Below are 14,488 nucleotides of genomic sequence, written 5' to 3' on the forward strand. Positions count from 1 at the left end.
ATCACCCTCCTAACCCAAGCATGAGCGTCTCAAGTGTGGCTTGAAGCGGCGAGCTAAGGACACTTGGGTAAACACCAATTAACACAATTAATAGCATTAACACGACAACCGGCACGAATTCGACGCCTTTCAAGTCGGTTACCCCAACGAACTCGCGGTGCGCTTTGCCATAGGTCATGCCGAGCACAGCCCGCAGCAGGTATGCAGCGGTCATGATGATGCCGAGTGTTCCGACAGCGGCAACCCATGGAAGCTCCTTGAACAATCCGAGGAAGGCCATGAATTCGCTGACGAATCCGGACATGCCCGGCAACCCCAGTGATGCCATCGCTCCAGCCAATAAGAAGCCTGCGGCAATCGGCATGCCCTTGGCCAGTCCGCCAAGATTGCCGATGAGCGATGTATCGGTACGCTCGTACAAGACACCGACAAGGAAGAATAATAATGCCGAAATTAAACCGTGTGAGATGACTTGAAAAATCGCTCCCTGGATTCCGGCTTCATTCATTGCCGCAAGTCCGATTAACACGATACCCATATGGGAAATTGACGAATACGCCAATACCATTTTGAAATCTGTTTGAATGAACGCCAGGAACGCCCCGTACAGCAGGTTAATCACGCCAAGAATCGCAACGGCAACGGCCAATTTTTCAAACTGCTCTGGAAAAATTCCCATCCCGAAACGGATTAAACCGTACGCACCGATTTTTAATAGAATCCCAGAGTGGATCATAACGACAGAAGGCGGTGCTTGCACGTGCACGCGCAGCATCCAGCTATGTAATGGGAAAATCGGCAGCTTGACACCGAAAGCAATTAATAATGAAATTAACAGCCCCAGCTTCAATGCACCGGACAGCGGTGCGCTTTCATCGGTCATGATATTTGCCAGCAGGTCGATGTTAGTCGTGCCTGTTTTGGCAAATAGAATCATAATCACGATTAGTAGTACCGCAGAGCCCAACCCGTTGTAGATTAAGAAGCTGTAAGCGGCTTTTTCTTTTTCAAAATAACCCCATTTTCCGATCAGGAAGAACGTTGGGATTAAGGTAATCTCAAAAAATACGAAGAATAGAATCAGGTTCTCTGCCGTGAACACGCCGAGCATGCCGATTTCAAGCAGCAGGAACAGCATGAAATAGCCTTTCCATTCCTTCTTCACGTATATAGCCGCGATGGAAGCAAGCGTCGCTACAATCGCAGTCAACACGACGAGCAGCAATTGGAAGCCGCTTAAGCCTAGCTCGTAGTATACCGAGTAAATCGGTTCGCTGACGTTCATGCCGCGGAACTGAATCCAATCGTGCGATACCGCAAAGGCTGATAATTTTTTCCCGGCAAGGAAGTGAAAATACGCGGCAAGCGCCAATGCCAATGGCGGCAGCGTTGCCAGGAACCCGATGATCTTAATTAATTTTTCCTGTGTTTTTGGTAAAAACGCCAGGACGGCAATCCCTGCTAATGGGGAGAATACGAGTGTTGTCAGTACCCATGATAGATTCATCGTAAATACCCCCCTGTTAGTGCAAAGATGACTGCGAGCAGTGCAAGTGAGACAAACGCCACCAAACCATAAGTTTGCGTTTGGCCAGTCTGCATTTTCGAACCTGTTGCCCCAAGGCCATGAACAATCCCGACTACGCCTTTGACGATGCCCTCAACAATCACCACGTCAATGAAGCGCAGGAAGTAACTGAAGCCTTTTGTAAAAGCAACCACCGTCATCCCATAGAATTCGTCGATGTAGTATTTGTTGTATAAAAGTGTGTACAGCATGCCGCCTTCGCCGCTGAGCCAGTCGCGGGCAACGGAGCGTTTGCCGTAAATGAGCCATGCCAAGTAAATTCCCGCCAAGGAAACGACTGTGGCAGCAATCATGATCCAGAATGGGCCTTCCATATGGCCGTGGCCGAGGGCTTCGTTACCGTCAACGAGCCAGTCACCAAGGAAGGAACCGAACCATGGTGTATTGACATAACCGGCGATGACTGCGAGCACGCCAAGCACGAGCATTGGCAAGGTCATCACGGATGGTGATTCGTGTACATTACTTTGCTGACTCCGCGATTCTCCGGTAAATACCATGAAGAACAAGCGGAACATATAGAATGCGGTCATAAATGCTGCAATGAGCGCTAATAGGAACAGTACCGGATGGCCGCCTTCCCATGCTGCGACTAAAATTTCGTCTTTTGAGAAGAAACCAGATAATCCAGGTACGCCGCTAATCGCCAGTGTTCCAATCAGGAACAACGGACCTGTCAGCTTTAATTTTTTCCAAAGGCCGCCCATTTCCTCGATATTCTGCGTGTGAACCGCGTGAATCACGGAACCCGCTGCTAGGAACAGTAATGCTTTGAAAAACGCATGTGTCATTAGGTGGAATACCCCGGCAACGTATCCGGCGGAACCTAATGCCAGCATCATGTAGCCAAGCTGTGAAACGGTTGAATACGCAAGGACGCGTTTAATGTCACTTTGTACTAAGCCGATGCTGGCTGCAAAAATCGCAGTAATGGCACCGACTGTCGCCACTGTCAGTAGCGCAGTTGGACTCGCGGTAAACAGCGGGAACAGGGACGCTACCAAGTATACCCCGGCGGCAACCATTGTGGCGGCGTGGATTAACGCCGAAACTGGTGTCGGACCTTCCATCGCATCTGGAAGCCAGGTGTGCAGCGGGAACTGACCCGATTTACCAACTGCCCCGATGAAGATTAGGATCGCAGTCAATGTCAGCATCGTATTGGACACAGCGCCGGCCTCAACAGCACGGAAAATTTCGCTGTATTCGAAGCTTTTCGTTTGCCAGAACAGCAGGATCATCCCAATGAACAGGCCAACGTCGCCAATCCGGGTCATGATGAAGGCCTTTTTTGCAGCAGCCTTCGCTTCTTCTTTGTAAAAATAAAATCCAATCAACAGGAACGAACCGACGCCGACAAGTTCCCAGAAGATATAGGTTTGCAGCAGGTTTGGTGAAATCACCAAGCCGAGCATCGCAAACGTAAATAGTCCTAAATAGGCATAGAATACTGGCATCCGCTCATCGCCGTGCATGTACCCTTTCGAGTAAGTATGTACTAGGAAACTGACAAGCGATACGATAAACAGCATCAATGCATTCAATTGATTCACTTCAAAACCCGCTGTTAGATGCAGATCTCCTATCGTGAGCCAGTCAAACTTCGTGATAAAGGTTGGCTCTGAAAAGCGCTCGAACAACACGAGAATCGAGAAGACCAGCGACGCCAGCGTGAAGAGAATCCCCACATACGCACTCGCCTCCTTCAGCCGCTTACCGATCAGAAGAAGGATCAAAAACGATAATAGCGGGAAAAGCGGTATAAGCCATGCATTTTCCATCATTATCAAATCCCCTTAATTTTGAGTGGCAGCATTCACCACCCCAAATTTGTAGAAAAATTACTTTATGTTAGTTTTTCATCGAATCCATTTCGTCGATGTGGACGGTTTTCTTGTTACGGTAGAGCGCCATCAAGATCGCAAGGCCGACTGCTGCTTCTGCGGCGGCTACAGCCATCGCGAAGAGGGCGAAGACCTGTCCGTTAATGTTTGGATTCAGCCCGTATTTGCTGAAAGTGACGAGATTGATATTAGCGGCGTTCAGCATTAATTCGATCGAAATTAATACGATGACCGTATTTTTCTTTGTTAACGCACCGTACAAGCCGATGCAAAATAAAATAAGTGCTAATGCCAAAAAGGCTGAAGCGGGGACTGAACTCATTCCTTATCCGCCTCCTTATCCTCACGTTTTGCCAAGACGATGGCTCCGACCAATGCGGCCAACAGCAGCACGGAAACTAATTCAAATGGAATAATAAACTTCGAGTAAAGCGCCTTACCAATTTCCATCGTATTGTTCACATGCAGCTCGCTTGGGGTCTGATCGATTGGGAAATTGTAAATGCCGATATACACGGCAAAAGCAAAGCCGAGAACCCCCAGGAACAGCAAGATTTTTTTCAGCTTGCCGCCTTTTGACTCACTTTCATCATCGTACGGCTTCGTCAACATGATGCCGAACAGCATGATGATCGTGATCGCCCCGGAATAAATCAGCACCTGGACCGCAGCGACAAATTCCGCTGACAGCAGGACATAGATTCCAGCAATACTTACAAATGTAAAAATTAAGGCCACAACCATGTGGACGACTTTGTTCAGGTTGAGTAGAAGCACGCCGCCGATAATTGCCACAAGCGCTAAGGCCATAAATGCGAAAAATTCGCCTGTTAAGGTCATGCTTTATTCACCTGCCGTACGTTTTCGTCGTTTTCATCTAAATATTCAAGGTTTTTAAATAGCATGTCACGGCTGTACTCAGCAAGCTCAAAGTTATTCGTCATAACGATGGCTTCTGTCGGGCACACCTCCGTGCACAGGTCACAAAGGATACAGATTTCGAAATTGATATCATACGTATCAATGATTTTCCCTTTTTTCGTTGGGTCCGGATGCTTTTTGCCGGTCAGCTGAATGCAATCCGTCGGACAAATATTCGCACACTGGTTACATACAATACACTTCTCCGGATAGAACTTCTGAATCCCGCGGAACCGGTCCGGCAGCGGCAGCGGCTCATTCGGATAATCATACGTAACCTTCTCGCGTGATAACTGCTTCAGGGTATACTTCAAGCCTTTTGCTAATCCAAGCACGTCTTTCACCCCTTTTAAAAATTTTTAATCCCATTTTAGCGTCATTGATGTCCGCCCCACGTGGACACTGTCCACGGCTGGTGCCTGACACCATTTATTTTAAAAGAACAATGATTTAATTACTGCAGTTAAGAAGATGTTTCCTAGTGCGATTGGCAATAGGATTTTCCATGCGAATTCCATGAGTTTGTCAGCGCGCATCCGCGGTAACGTGGCGCGGAACCACAGGAAGATAAATAGGATAACGCTGAATTTCAAGGCGAACCAGACGGATCCCGGGATAAAGCTGAGGAATCCAATCGGTGCCAGCCAGCCTCCGAAGAACAGCACGACGATTAACGATGTCATTGCAAATAAATACACATACTCGGCAAGCATGAAGAACGCCCAGCGGAATCCGGTGTACTCGGTATGGTAACCGGCAACAAGCTCAGACTCCGATTCCGGAAGGTCAAACGGCACCCGGCTTAATTCTGCCGTCGCAGCGATCAGGAACACAATAAACCCAATTGGCTGCAGTAAGATAAACCAGCCCTGTCTTTGCGCATGAACGATATCATTCAAGTTCAAGCTGCCTGATAATAAAATAACACCCAGCACTGACATAACCAGCGGGATTTCATAGGAAATCATCTGTGCCGTTGCCCGTGCGCCCCCTAACAGCGAGTATTTGTTGTTGGACGCCCAGCCGCCAAGCAGCATGCCAAACACAGTCAGGCCGGAAACAGCCACATAGTACAGGAGCCCGACACCAATGTCAGCAAACTGCAAATGATCCGTGAATGGAATCGTCGCCACAACCATGAACGACGGTGCAAAAGCAATGACCGGTGCCAAAATGAATAACGGACGGTCAGCCAGCTTCGGGATAATATCTTCTTTTAGTAAAAGCTTTAATACGTCCGCGACTGTCTGCAGCAAACCAAAGCGGCCGCCAAGCTGATTTGGGCCGTGCCGGAGCTGCATATACCCCAAAACCTTCCGCTCCGCCAAAATGCCGTAGGTTACGAACCCTAAAATGACCAATAACAGGACAAGTCCTAAAATAAAGAACATCAAAAAGTTAAATAATCCGGGACTCGACTGCAGCATATCTTGTATCATCAGCCGTCCACCTCTCCAAGAACAATATCAATCGCTCCTAAAATCGCAATCATATTTGCGATGTTTTCTCCCTTCAACAGCTTCGGAAGAATTTGCAGATTGTAGAACGATGGTCTTCTAAACTTCATGCGGTACGGTTCTTTTTTCCCATCGCTGTAAATATAGCAGCCAATTTCGCCGCGCGGTGATTCGATGCGGACGTAGGCTTCCCCTTTTGGCGCCTTGATAATTTTTGGCACCTTAGCAAGAATCTCGCCCTCAGCAGGAAATTGCTCGCAAGCCTGCTCGAGGATTTTCAACGACTCTTCGATTTCGGCCAGACGGCATTGGTAGCGCGCCCAGGCGTCGCCGCCCTCACGAGTTGGCACTTCAAAGTCAAAACGGTCGTAAATCGAATACGGCTCATCTTTGCGGAGATCCCATTTCACACCGGTACAGCGAAGGTTCACGCCACTCAACGAGTATTGAAGTGCGTCCTCTTTCGTGTACTTGCCGATGCCTTTTACCCGGTTTAAAAAGATCTCGTTCCCGGTAACCAGACTGTGGTAGCCCGCAAGCTGCTCACGCATGTATGGAATAAATTCTTTTACTTTTTCAATCCAGCCTTCCGGAGCATCCCACTTGACGCCGCCAACGCGCATATAGTTGAAGGTCAACCGGCCGCCGGACAGCTCGTTCAGCATATTGATAATCATTTCACGTTCACGGAACGCATAAATGAACGGACTTGTCGCCCCAAGGTCCAATAGGTATGTACCCCACCAAACGAGATGGCTCGCCACCCGTCCCAGTTCCATCGCGATGACGCGCAGATATTCGGCCCGCTCCGGTATTTTAATGCCCATCATCGTTTCGACGGCATGGCAAAGAATATAGTTGTTGGTCATTGCCGACAGGTAGTCCATCCGGTCTGTATACGGGATGATTTGCGTATATTGAAGGTCCTCGGCCAATTTTTCCGTTCCGCGGTGCAAATAGCCGATCACAGGCTGGGCGTCAGTAATGATCTCCCCGTCCAGTTTGACCACAAGCCGGAACACCCCGTGAGTACTTGGATGCTGAGGGCCGACGTTAAGCATCATTTCTTCTGTTTTGATCATTGGCTATACCTCCACATCATAAGGCTTATAGTCTTTTCTTAGTGGATGGCCAACCCAATCTTCTCCAAGGAATATCCGATGCAAGTTCGGATGTCCGGTAAATTTAATGCCAAGTAAATCGTACGCTTCACATTCAGGCCAGTCTGCACCTGCCCAGATTGGCTGTAAGGATTCGATTGTCGGGTCATCACGGTCAATCTTCACTTTGACAGCAACCGATTGATGGTTTCGGTATGAGTATAAGTGAACATAAATTTCCATATGTGTTTCAAAGTCAGTGCCATGCAGCTCTGACAAGTAATCAAACCCCAACAGCTCATTATATTTCAAAAATTGAGCCAGTTTGAAGTACTGGTCACGCTTGACGTGCAACGTCGGAACATCCTTTGAAAGTTTATTAATATAAGAGTCTTCTAAAACATCCGGCCCCATATTTTCTTCAATCACCTTTAGATATTTATCTAAGTATGGCTGGTTTGGAGAAGGTTGGGCTTCAGCTGTTTCGGTTGCATCCGCGGCTCCCGCAGTGCCGCCTTTTGCCGCTGCCGCTGCTTTTGCCTTCGCTGCTGCGGCCGCTTTCGCTTTGGCTTTTGCCGCGGCGATGGCTTTTGCTTTTTCATCGTCTCCGGCCGGTTCGTCGGCTCCACCTTCACGGGATGCCTTCGCTTTGGCCGCTGCCGCTGCTTTCGCCTTCGCCACTGCGGCTGCCTTGGCTTTCGCTGCTGCTGCCGCTTTTGCCTTGGCGTCGTCGCCTGCTGGTGCGTCTGCTTCGGTGCTGTCACCAGCATCCGCTCCGCCGGCAAGCTCCATTGCTTTGCGTTTTGCCGCTGCCGCCGCTTTTGCTTTCGCTACGGCCGCTGCTTTCTTTTTCGCCAAGTCATCGCCATCATCGGAGACCGCACTGCCAACCTCAGCTGCTGGTGCTGATGGCTCCTCGTCCGCGATCCCTTCACGCTTCTTCTTCGCTAATGCCGCAGCCTTTGCTTTCGCCGCTGCCGCTGCTTTTTTCTTGGCAAGGTCGTCAGAGTCTGCTCCTGCTTCGGCAACCGGTGCTTCCGGTGCTGCTGGCTCCTCTTCTACGATCCCCTCACGCTTTTTCTTCGCTAATGCTGCGGCTTTTGCCTTTGCTGCTGCCGCTGCTTTTTTCTTGGCAAGGTCGTCAGAGTCTGCTCCTGCTTCGGCAACCGGTACTTCCGATGCTTCCGGTGCTGCTGGCTCCTCTTCTACGATCCCTTCACGCTTTTTCTTCGCTAATGCCGCGGCTTTTGCTTTTGCTGCTGCCGCTGCTTTTTTCTTGGCAAGGTCGTCGGCATCCCCAGCAGATGCTGCAGGTGCTTCCGGTGCCTTCGGTGGTTCAGGTTTTACCTCAGCCTTAGGAGTCTCAGCCGGCTGCTCGCCGCCAGAGCCCTTAGCCGCCGCTTCCCGGGCTGCCCGTTTCGCTGCTGCCTCGGCCTTTGCCTTCGCCACGGCCTCCCGCTTTAATTGTTCGAGATCTTTTTCCCCGCTCATTTATCAGGTCACCTTCTTCCCAGTCTTCGCCTCATAGCGAATCTTTTCCTTTAACTTATTAATGCCATAAATTAAAGCCGCCGGGTTTGGAGGACACCCTGGGATATACACGTCAACCGGAACAATCTGGTCAACGCCCTTTACTACAGAATACGATTTGACATACGGACCGCCAGCCGTCGCACATGAACCCATCGCGATCACCCATTTCGGCTCCGGCATTTGGTCATACAAGCGGCGCAGGATTGGCGCCATCTTCTTCGTCACCGTACCGGACACAATCATACAGTCAGACTGACGCGGTGATGGACGGAAGAACGAACCAAATCGGTCAAGGTCATAGTGAGCCGCACCGACGCCCATCATTTCAATCGCACAACAAGCCAGACCAAATGTCACCGGGTACAGCGAACTGCTTCGCGCCCAGGCCTTCACTTGCTCCAGCGAAGTCATAAATACGTTCTGTTTTAACTCTTCCATTTCCAGATCGGTAATGCCATCCAGTCTTAAATCCATCGTAGCACCTTCTTTTTCCACGCATATACTAGGCCGATTAACAGCATAATCACGAAAATTAACATTTCGATCAATGCAAACACGCCCAGCTTGTCATAGGCAACCGCCCATGGATATAAAAATACCGTTTCTACATCAAAAATAACAAACATCAGGGCAAAAATATAATAGCGGACATTGAACTGTACACGTGAATCGTGAAAAGGCTCAACACCGCTCTCATATGTGGTCATCTTCGCATCGCTGGGCTTAGACGGACGCAGAAGCTTACCCAAATATAATGCCACCACTGGCAGCAATACCCCCAGACATAGAAACACAAATACTATCAGATAATTATTCTGATATACATTTAAAAGTTCCATGTCTATCCCCTCCAATGTTGTAAATTTTCATACTAATGAATATTGTAACCGAATTCATTATAGCATTGTTACAAACCTGTGTCGACAAGCCAAATCAGTTAAAATTTGAATTCTATTCCCCGCAAAATTTGCCAATTTTCACCCCTTGTGAGTTCGCTCACAAAAGGGATCCAAATTGGCGGATATTGCAAGCCGAAACGGCAGCGGAGGCGCAATGTGCGCCAGCACATGACGATAGAATTCAAAATTTCACTATACTTGTCAGGAGACACACGTCCCCCACCCTGAGCACTTGCTGAAAGCAAATGCGAATTGTCACCTTATGTAAATGTCAATGAACCGATTACTTACTACTATAATAACAAACCGTCAACCATGTCAGTGAGATTTGTCAATAATTGTTCAAACCTTCACGTTTCTTTTTGAAAAACAAAACCAAAACGTCGGGAAAAGCCGCCGTACCCCTTTTCCCCAGCAACAAGGTTTCACACGCCCCCTACAATCATATTCAGCAGAGCCCATTTCATTCAAAATAACCTAAAACTAGTCCAAAACTCACACAACTTGACCGCACGGCCGTCCCTATTTCATTTTTCTGGTCAAATTTCGAATTAATCTGGTCGTTTTCTATATTAATCTGGTCGGTTTAACATTATTCTGGTCACTTTCCGTGTTTTTCTGGTCATTTACACCATTTTTCTGGTCTACGGCCCAAATTGTACAATAAAAAACCCCTCCAGCCGGCACCAAGACCAGCTAAAGGGGTTTGCTTCAACTCGGTTACCCGAGTGGACTATCAAAATTATCGTCGTTCCGCTACCGTTAAGCGATTGATGGCGCGGCGCAAGGCTAACTCGGCACGCTTGAAATCGATATGCTCGAGTTTCGCGTCCTTCATTCGCTGCTCGGCACGCTCCTTCGCTTTCTGGGCACGTTCCACGTCAATATCAGATGCCTTTTCGGCAGCCTGTGCCAACACGGTTACCTGATCGGGACGAACCTCCAGAAATCCGCCGCTGACTGCAATAAAATCGGTTTTACCTTCCTTTTTCAGGCGGACAGCACCGATTTCGAGCGGAGCCACCATCGGAATGTGGCCAGGCAAAATTCCCAATTCACCCGTAAGTGCTTTGGTGCTTACCATTTCCACATCTGAATCATAAACCGGCCCATCGGGAGTTACAACACTGACTTTCATCGTCTTCATTTTTAACCCTCCCTGGATCAGATTATGCTTCTACGCCCATGCTTTTGGCTTTCTCAACCACTTCTTCAATACGGCCGACAAGACGGAACGCATCTTCAGGAAGATGGTCATACTTACCATCAAGGATTTCTTTAAATCCGCGAACAGTTTCCTTAACAGGTACATATGAACCCTTTTGACCAGTAAACTGCTCAGCAACGTGGAAGTTTTGTGATAAGAAGTTTTGCAGACGGCGGGCACGAAGTACGACCATCTTATCTTCATCAGCAAGTTCATCCATACCAAGGATTGCGATAATATCCTGTAATTCACGGTAACGCTGCAGTGTTTGCTGTACTTTACGAGCTACCTCGTAGTGCTCCTCACCAACAACCTCAGGTGTTAACGCACGAGAAGTTGATGCTAACGGATCCACCGCTGGGTAGATACCCATTTCGGAAAGCTTACGCTCAAGGTTTGTTGTTGCATCTAAGTGAGCGAAAGTTGTAGCCGGAGCCGGGTCAGTATAGTCATCGGCTGGTACATAAATCGCTTGAATGGATGTAACAGAACCTTTATTAGTTGAAGTAATACGTTCCTGTAATCGACCCATTTCAGTTGCAAGTGTCGGCTGGTAACCTACCGCAGATGGCATACGGCCAAGCAACGCGGAAACCTCGGAACCTGCTTGTGTGAATCGGAAAATGTTATCGATGAAGAACAACACGTCTTGTCCTTGCTCATCACGGAAATATTCAGCCATTGTCAAACCAGTCAGGGCTACGCGCATACGTGCTCCCGGCGGCTCGTTCATCTGTCCGAATACCATCGCTGTTTTGCTGATAACGCCTGAGTCAGTCATTTCATGGTATAAGTCGTTTCCTTCACGAGTACGCTCACCAACGCCGGCGAATACGGAAATACCGCCGTGCTCTTGAGCGATGTTGTTAATTAACTCCTGAATTAATACGGTTTTACCTACACCGGCACCACCGAACAGACCAATCTTACCACCCTTGATATACGGAGCAAGCAAGTCTACTACTTTAATCCCTGTTTCAAGAATTTCTACCTCTGTAGAAAGATTTTCAAATGTTGGCGCTTCGCGGTGAATCGAATCACGGCGCTCGCTTGCCGGAATTTCTTCCTTAAGGTCGATTACATCACCTAATACGTTAAATACACGGCCTAATGTAGGATTACCAACCGGTACCGAAATCGGTCTGCCGGTGTCCTCTACCTCCACTCCGCGAGTTAACCCGTCGGTAGTTGACATGGCGATTGCACGAACCGTGTCATCACCAAGATGAAGAGCGACTTCAAGGGTTAAATCGATATCAACCTCTGATGCATTTTGTGCTTTTTTGACAATTCTTAATGCATTATAGATCTCAGGCAGGTGACCATTGTCGAACTTAACGTCAACAACCGGACCCATAATCTGAAGAACGCGTCCATTGCTCATCGTTTTCCCTCCTAACTTACTCTGTTAAAACCAAACCTTTTATAAAAAAACGAACATTTATTTTTTCAAAAATGTACTATTCAAGCGCTGCTGCGCCGCCGACGATTTCGGTGATTTCCTGTGTGATTGCCGCTTGACGGGCACGGTTGTAGCTTAGTGTATAGCTGCGAATGAGTTCGCTTGCGTTGTCGGTTGCGTTGCGCATCGCAGTCATTCGGGCAGCATGCTCACTGGCTTTGCTGTCAAGAAGGGCACCGTAAATCAAGCTCTCTGCGTATTGCGGCAGGAGAACTTCGAGAATCTCTTCGGCATTTGGCTCAAATTCATAGGAAGTGAGCTTGTGAGAAGTTGAAAGATCCGTTAACGGAAGCAGCTTCTTCTCGGTAACTTCCTGTGAAATCGCGCTGATATAGTGACTGTAATAGATATATAGTTCATCGAATGTGCCGTCCTCAAACATGCCAACGGTGGAACTTGTCAGGTCTTTAATGTCCTGGAAGCTTGGCTGGTCTGAAATCCCGATGATTTCAAGTACCACGTTATAACCGCGCTTGATAAAAAAGTCACGGGCTACCCGGCCGATGGCGATAATTGCGAACTCATCATTCGATTTATGACGACTTTGGATTGTTTGATGGACTTTGCGGATGACGTTACTATTGAACGCACCAGCCAGCCCACGGTCGGATGTCATGACGATATAGCCGGTCTTTTTTACCGGGCGGGACGTGAGCATTGGATGAACAACGCCGCCTGATCCGATTGCGATCGATGCCGTAACTTCCTGGATTTTTTCCATGTAAGGCACGAACGATTTCGCATTGAGGACACCGCGGTTCCACTTTGCTGCTGAAGTCATTTCCATCGCTTTGGTAATCTGACTCGTCTTTTTCGTCGAATTAATCCGATTTTTAATATCGCGTAATGATGCCATTGGTTCTCACCACCCTCATTTAAAGAATGTTGGGCTCGGGGTGAAGCTGCTTGTGCGCAAGTGTCACCCCAAAGCCTTTCTAAAAATTAGACTCTATTATTCAGAAGCGGCAAATGTCTTTTTGAAGGCATTGATTGCTTCAGCCATATCCTCGTCAGACGGAAGGTTCTTCGTTTTGGTGATATGGTCTAACAGGTCTTTGCGGTTGTGGTCTAACCAATTATAGTATTCAGACTCAAAACGACGAATGTCCTGCAATGGAATATCATCAAGGAATCCACGTGTTAACGCATAAAGGATCGCAACCTGCTTCTCAACTGGAAGCGGCTTGTTCAAATCCTGCTTCAGAACCTCAACGGTACGGGCACCACGGGCAAGCTTTGCTTGAGTGGCTTTATCAAGGTCAGAACCGAACTGGGCAAACGCCTCAAGTTCACGGTAAGAAGCAAGGTCCAAACGGAGTGTACCGGCAACTGCCTTCATCGCCTTGATTTGCGCTGAACCACCTACACGGGATACGGAAAGACCTGCGTTGATCGCTGGACGTACACCGGAGAAGAATAGGTCGGATTGCAAGAAAATCTGTCCATCAGTGATGGAGATAACGTTTGTTGGGATATAAGCAGAAACGTCACCTGCTTGTGTTTCGATAAATGGTAACGCTGTGATCGAACCAGCACCAAGTGAATCATTTAATTTTGCAGCCCGCTCAAGTAAACGGCTGTGCAGATAGAATACATCCCCTGGATAGGCTTCACGGCCTGGAGGACGGCGAAGTAACAAGGAAAGCTCACGGTAAGCAGATGCTTGTTTTGTTAAGTCATCATATACGATTAATACGTGCTTGCCGTTGAACATGAATTCTTCGGCCATGGCAACCCCTGCATATGGTGCCAAGAATAGCATTGGGGCAGGCTGTGATGCAGATGCAGACACAACGATGGAGTATTCCAACGCACCATTTTTACGAAGAGTTTCAACCGCGTTACGTACAGTTGATTCTTTTTGTCCGATCGCTACATAGATACAAATCATGTTTTGACCTTTTTGGTTGATGATTGTATCGATTGCTACGGATGTTTTACCAGTTTGACGGTCACCGATGATTAACTCACGCTGGCCGCGTCCGATTGGCACAAGGGCGTCAATCGCTTTAATACCAGTTTGCAGCGGCTCATGAACCGATTTACGAGCCATAACGCCTGTTGCCACTTGCTCAACAGGGCGGGTTTTTGATGCATTGATTGGACCCATGCCATCGATTGGTTGTCCTAATGAGTTAACAACACGTCCAATTAGTTCCTCACCAACTGGAACCTCCATGATGCGTCCTGTACGGCGAACCTCGTCACCTTCTTTAATTTCAGTAAAAGGTCCAAGAATGATGATACCGACGTTATTTTCTTCAAGGTTTTGTGCCATACCCATAACGCCGTTTGCGAATTCAACAAGTTCTCCAGCCATGACGTTGTCAAGGCCATGAATACGTGCGATACCGTCACCGACAGAGATAACAGTACCAACATCGGTCACTTGAATTTCTGCCTGATAGTTTTCAATCTGCTTTTTTATCAGGGCGCTGATTTCTTCAGCTTTGATGCTCATGAGTTTCACCCCTATC

General features: G+C 48.1%; 14 protein-coding genes. All 14 read right to left on the minus strand.

What is annotated here, in order from left to right:
- Position 1: 1 nt before the first annotated feature.
- Positions 2–1,507, minus strand: coding sequence for an NADH-quinone oxidoreductase subunit M (locus tag ACZ43M_RS25605; RefSeq protein ID WP_464505332.1), 1,506 nt, complete (start codon positions 1,505–1,507; stop codon positions 2–4).
- A complete protein-coding gene (nuoL, locus tag ACZ43M_RS25610) occupies positions 1,504–3,372 on the minus strand; it encodes an NADH-quinone oxidoreductase subunit L (RefSeq protein WP_464505333.1) in 1,869 nt (622 codons plus the stop codon). The genes ACZ43M_RS25605 and nuoL overlap by 4 nt, the downstream gene beginning before the upstream one ends.
- 67 nt (positions 3,373–3,439) lie before the next feature.
- Entirely contained in the window at positions 3,440–3,754 is a 315-nt protein-coding gene (gene nuoK / locus ACZ43M_RS25615; protein WP_464505334.1) for an NADH-quinone oxidoreductase subunit NuoK, read from the minus strand.
- Positions 3,751–4,272 (minus strand): NADH-quinone oxidoreductase subunit J, encoded by a 522-nt coding sequence (locus ACZ43M_RS25620; RefSeq protein WP_464505335.1) that lies wholly within the window; start codon positions 4,270–4,272, stop codon positions 3,751–3,753. Before ACZ43M_RS25620 ends, nuoK begins: the two co-directional genes overlap by 4 nt.
- On the minus strand, positions 4,269–4,688 hold the full coding sequence (gene nuoI, locus ACZ43M_RS25625) for an NADH-quinone oxidoreductase subunit NuoI (protein ID WP_213147983.1): 420 nt from the start codon (positions 4,686–4,688) through the stop codon (positions 4,269–4,271). The genes ACZ43M_RS25620 and nuoI overlap by 4 nt, the downstream gene beginning before the upstream one ends.
- Positions 4,689–4,787: 99 nt before the next feature.
- The gene (gene nuoH / locus ACZ43M_RS25630) at positions 4,788–5,792 is read right to left on the minus strand and encodes an NADH-quinone oxidoreductase subunit NuoH (protein ID WP_464505336.1); all 1,005 of its coding nucleotides are present in this window, start codon (positions 5,790–5,792) and stop codon (positions 4,788–4,790) included.
- A complete protein-coding gene (locus ACZ43M_RS25635; protein WP_464505337.1) occupies positions 5,792–6,892 on the minus strand; it encodes an NADH-quinone oxidoreductase subunit D in 1,101 nt (366 codons plus the stop codon). Before ACZ43M_RS25635 ends, nuoH begins: the two co-directional genes overlap by 1 nt.
- A gap of 3 nt (positions 6,893–6,895) precedes the next feature.
- The gene (locus ACZ43M_RS25640) at positions 6,896–8,401 is read right to left on the minus strand and encodes an NADH-quinone oxidoreductase subunit C (RefSeq protein WP_464505338.1); all 1,506 of its coding nucleotides are present in this window, start codon (positions 8,399–8,401) and stop codon (positions 6,896–6,898) included.
- 3 nt (positions 8,402–8,404) lie between these two features.
- Entirely contained in the window at positions 8,405–8,917 is a 513-nt protein-coding gene (locus tag ACZ43M_RS25645) for a NuoB/complex I 20 kDa subunit family protein (RefSeq protein WP_464505339.1), read from the minus strand.
- A complete protein-coding gene (locus tag ACZ43M_RS25650; protein WP_464505340.1) occupies positions 8,908–9,282 on the minus strand; it encodes an NADH-quinone oxidoreductase subunit A in 375 nt (124 codons plus the stop codon). The genes ACZ43M_RS25645 and ACZ43M_RS25650 overlap by 10 nt, the downstream gene beginning before the upstream one ends.
- An 802-nt stretch (positions 9,283–10,084) precedes the next feature.
- Positions 10,085–10,489, minus strand: a complete 405-nt coding sequence (locus tag ACZ43M_RS25655) for a F0F1 ATP synthase subunit epsilon (RefSeq protein ID WP_464505341.1) — start codon at positions 10,487–10,489, stop codon at positions 10,085–10,087.
- 22 nt (positions 10,490–10,511) lie between these two features.
- Complete coding sequence (gene atpD / locus ACZ43M_RS25660; protein ID WP_464505342.1) at positions 10,512–11,933, minus strand: F0F1 ATP synthase subunit beta; 1,422 nt, start codon at positions 11,931–11,933, stop codon at positions 10,512–10,514.
- Positions 11,934–12,009: 76 nt separating this feature from the next.
- A complete protein-coding gene (atpG, locus tag ACZ43M_RS25665) occupies positions 12,010–12,867 on the minus strand; it encodes an ATP synthase F1 subunit gamma (protein WP_464505343.1) in 858 nt (285 codons plus the stop codon).
- 96 nt (positions 12,868–12,963) lie between these two features.
- Complete coding sequence (atpA, locus tag ACZ43M_RS25670) at positions 12,964–14,472, minus strand: F0F1 ATP synthase subunit alpha (protein ID WP_464505344.1); 1,509 nt, start codon at positions 14,470–14,472, stop codon at positions 12,964–12,966.
- Between the last annotated feature and the right edge of the window lie 16 nt (positions 14,473–14,488).

This window comes from Neobacillus sp. B24 (assembly GCF_055381825.1).

Excerpts from the sequence above, each read along its gene's own strand:
- ACZ43M_RS25605 (WP_464505332.1), bottom strand. The coding sequence starts at position 1,507 with ATGAATCTATCATGGGTACTGACAACACTCGTATTCTCCCCATTAGCA.
- nuoL (WP_464505333.1), bottom strand. The coding sequence starts at position 3,372 with ATGATGGAAAATGCATGGCTTATACCGCTTTTCCCGCTATTATCGTTT.
- nuoK (WP_464505334.1), bottom strand. The coding sequence starts at position 3,754 with ATGAGTTCAGTCCCCGCTTCAGCCTTTTTGGCATTAGCACTTATTTTA.
- ACZ43M_RS25620 (WP_464505335.1), bottom strand. The coding sequence starts at position 4,272 with ATGACCTTAACAGGCGAATTTTTCGCATTTATGGCCTTAGCGCTTGTG.
- nuoH (WP_464505336.1), bottom strand. The coding sequence starts at position 5,792 with ATGATACAAGATATGCTGCAGTCGAGTCCCGGATTATTTAACTTTTTG.
- ACZ43M_RS25635 (WP_464505337.1), bottom strand. The coding sequence starts at position 6,892 with ATGATCAAAACAGAAGAAATGATGCTTAACGTCGGCCCTCAGCATCCA.
- ACZ43M_RS25640 (WP_464505338.1), bottom strand. The coding sequence starts at position 8,401 with ATGAGCGGGGAAAAAGATCTCGAACAATTAAAGCGGGAGGCCGTGGCG.
- ACZ43M_RS25645 (WP_464505339.1), bottom strand. The coding sequence starts at position 8,917 with ATGGATTTAAGACTGGATGGCATTACCGATCTGGAAATGGAAGAGTTA.
- ACZ43M_RS25650 (WP_464505340.1), bottom strand. The coding sequence starts at position 9,282 with ATGGAACTTTTAAATGTATATCAGAATAATTATCTGATAGTATTTGTG.
- ACZ43M_RS25655 (WP_464505341.1), bottom strand. The coding sequence starts at position 10,489 with ATGAAGACGATGAAAGTCAGTGTTGTAACTCCCGATGGGCCGGTTTAT.
- atpD (WP_464505342.1), bottom strand. The coding sequence starts at position 11,933 with ATGAGCAATGGACGCGTTCTTCAGATTATGGGTCCGGTTGTTGACGTT.
- atpG (WP_464505343.1), bottom strand. The coding sequence starts at position 12,867 with ATGGCATCATTACGCGATATTAAAAATCGGATTAATTCGACGAAAAAG.
- atpA (WP_464505344.1), bottom strand. The coding sequence starts at position 14,472 with ATGAGCATCAAAGCTGAAGAAATCAGCGCCCTGATAAAAAAGCAGATT.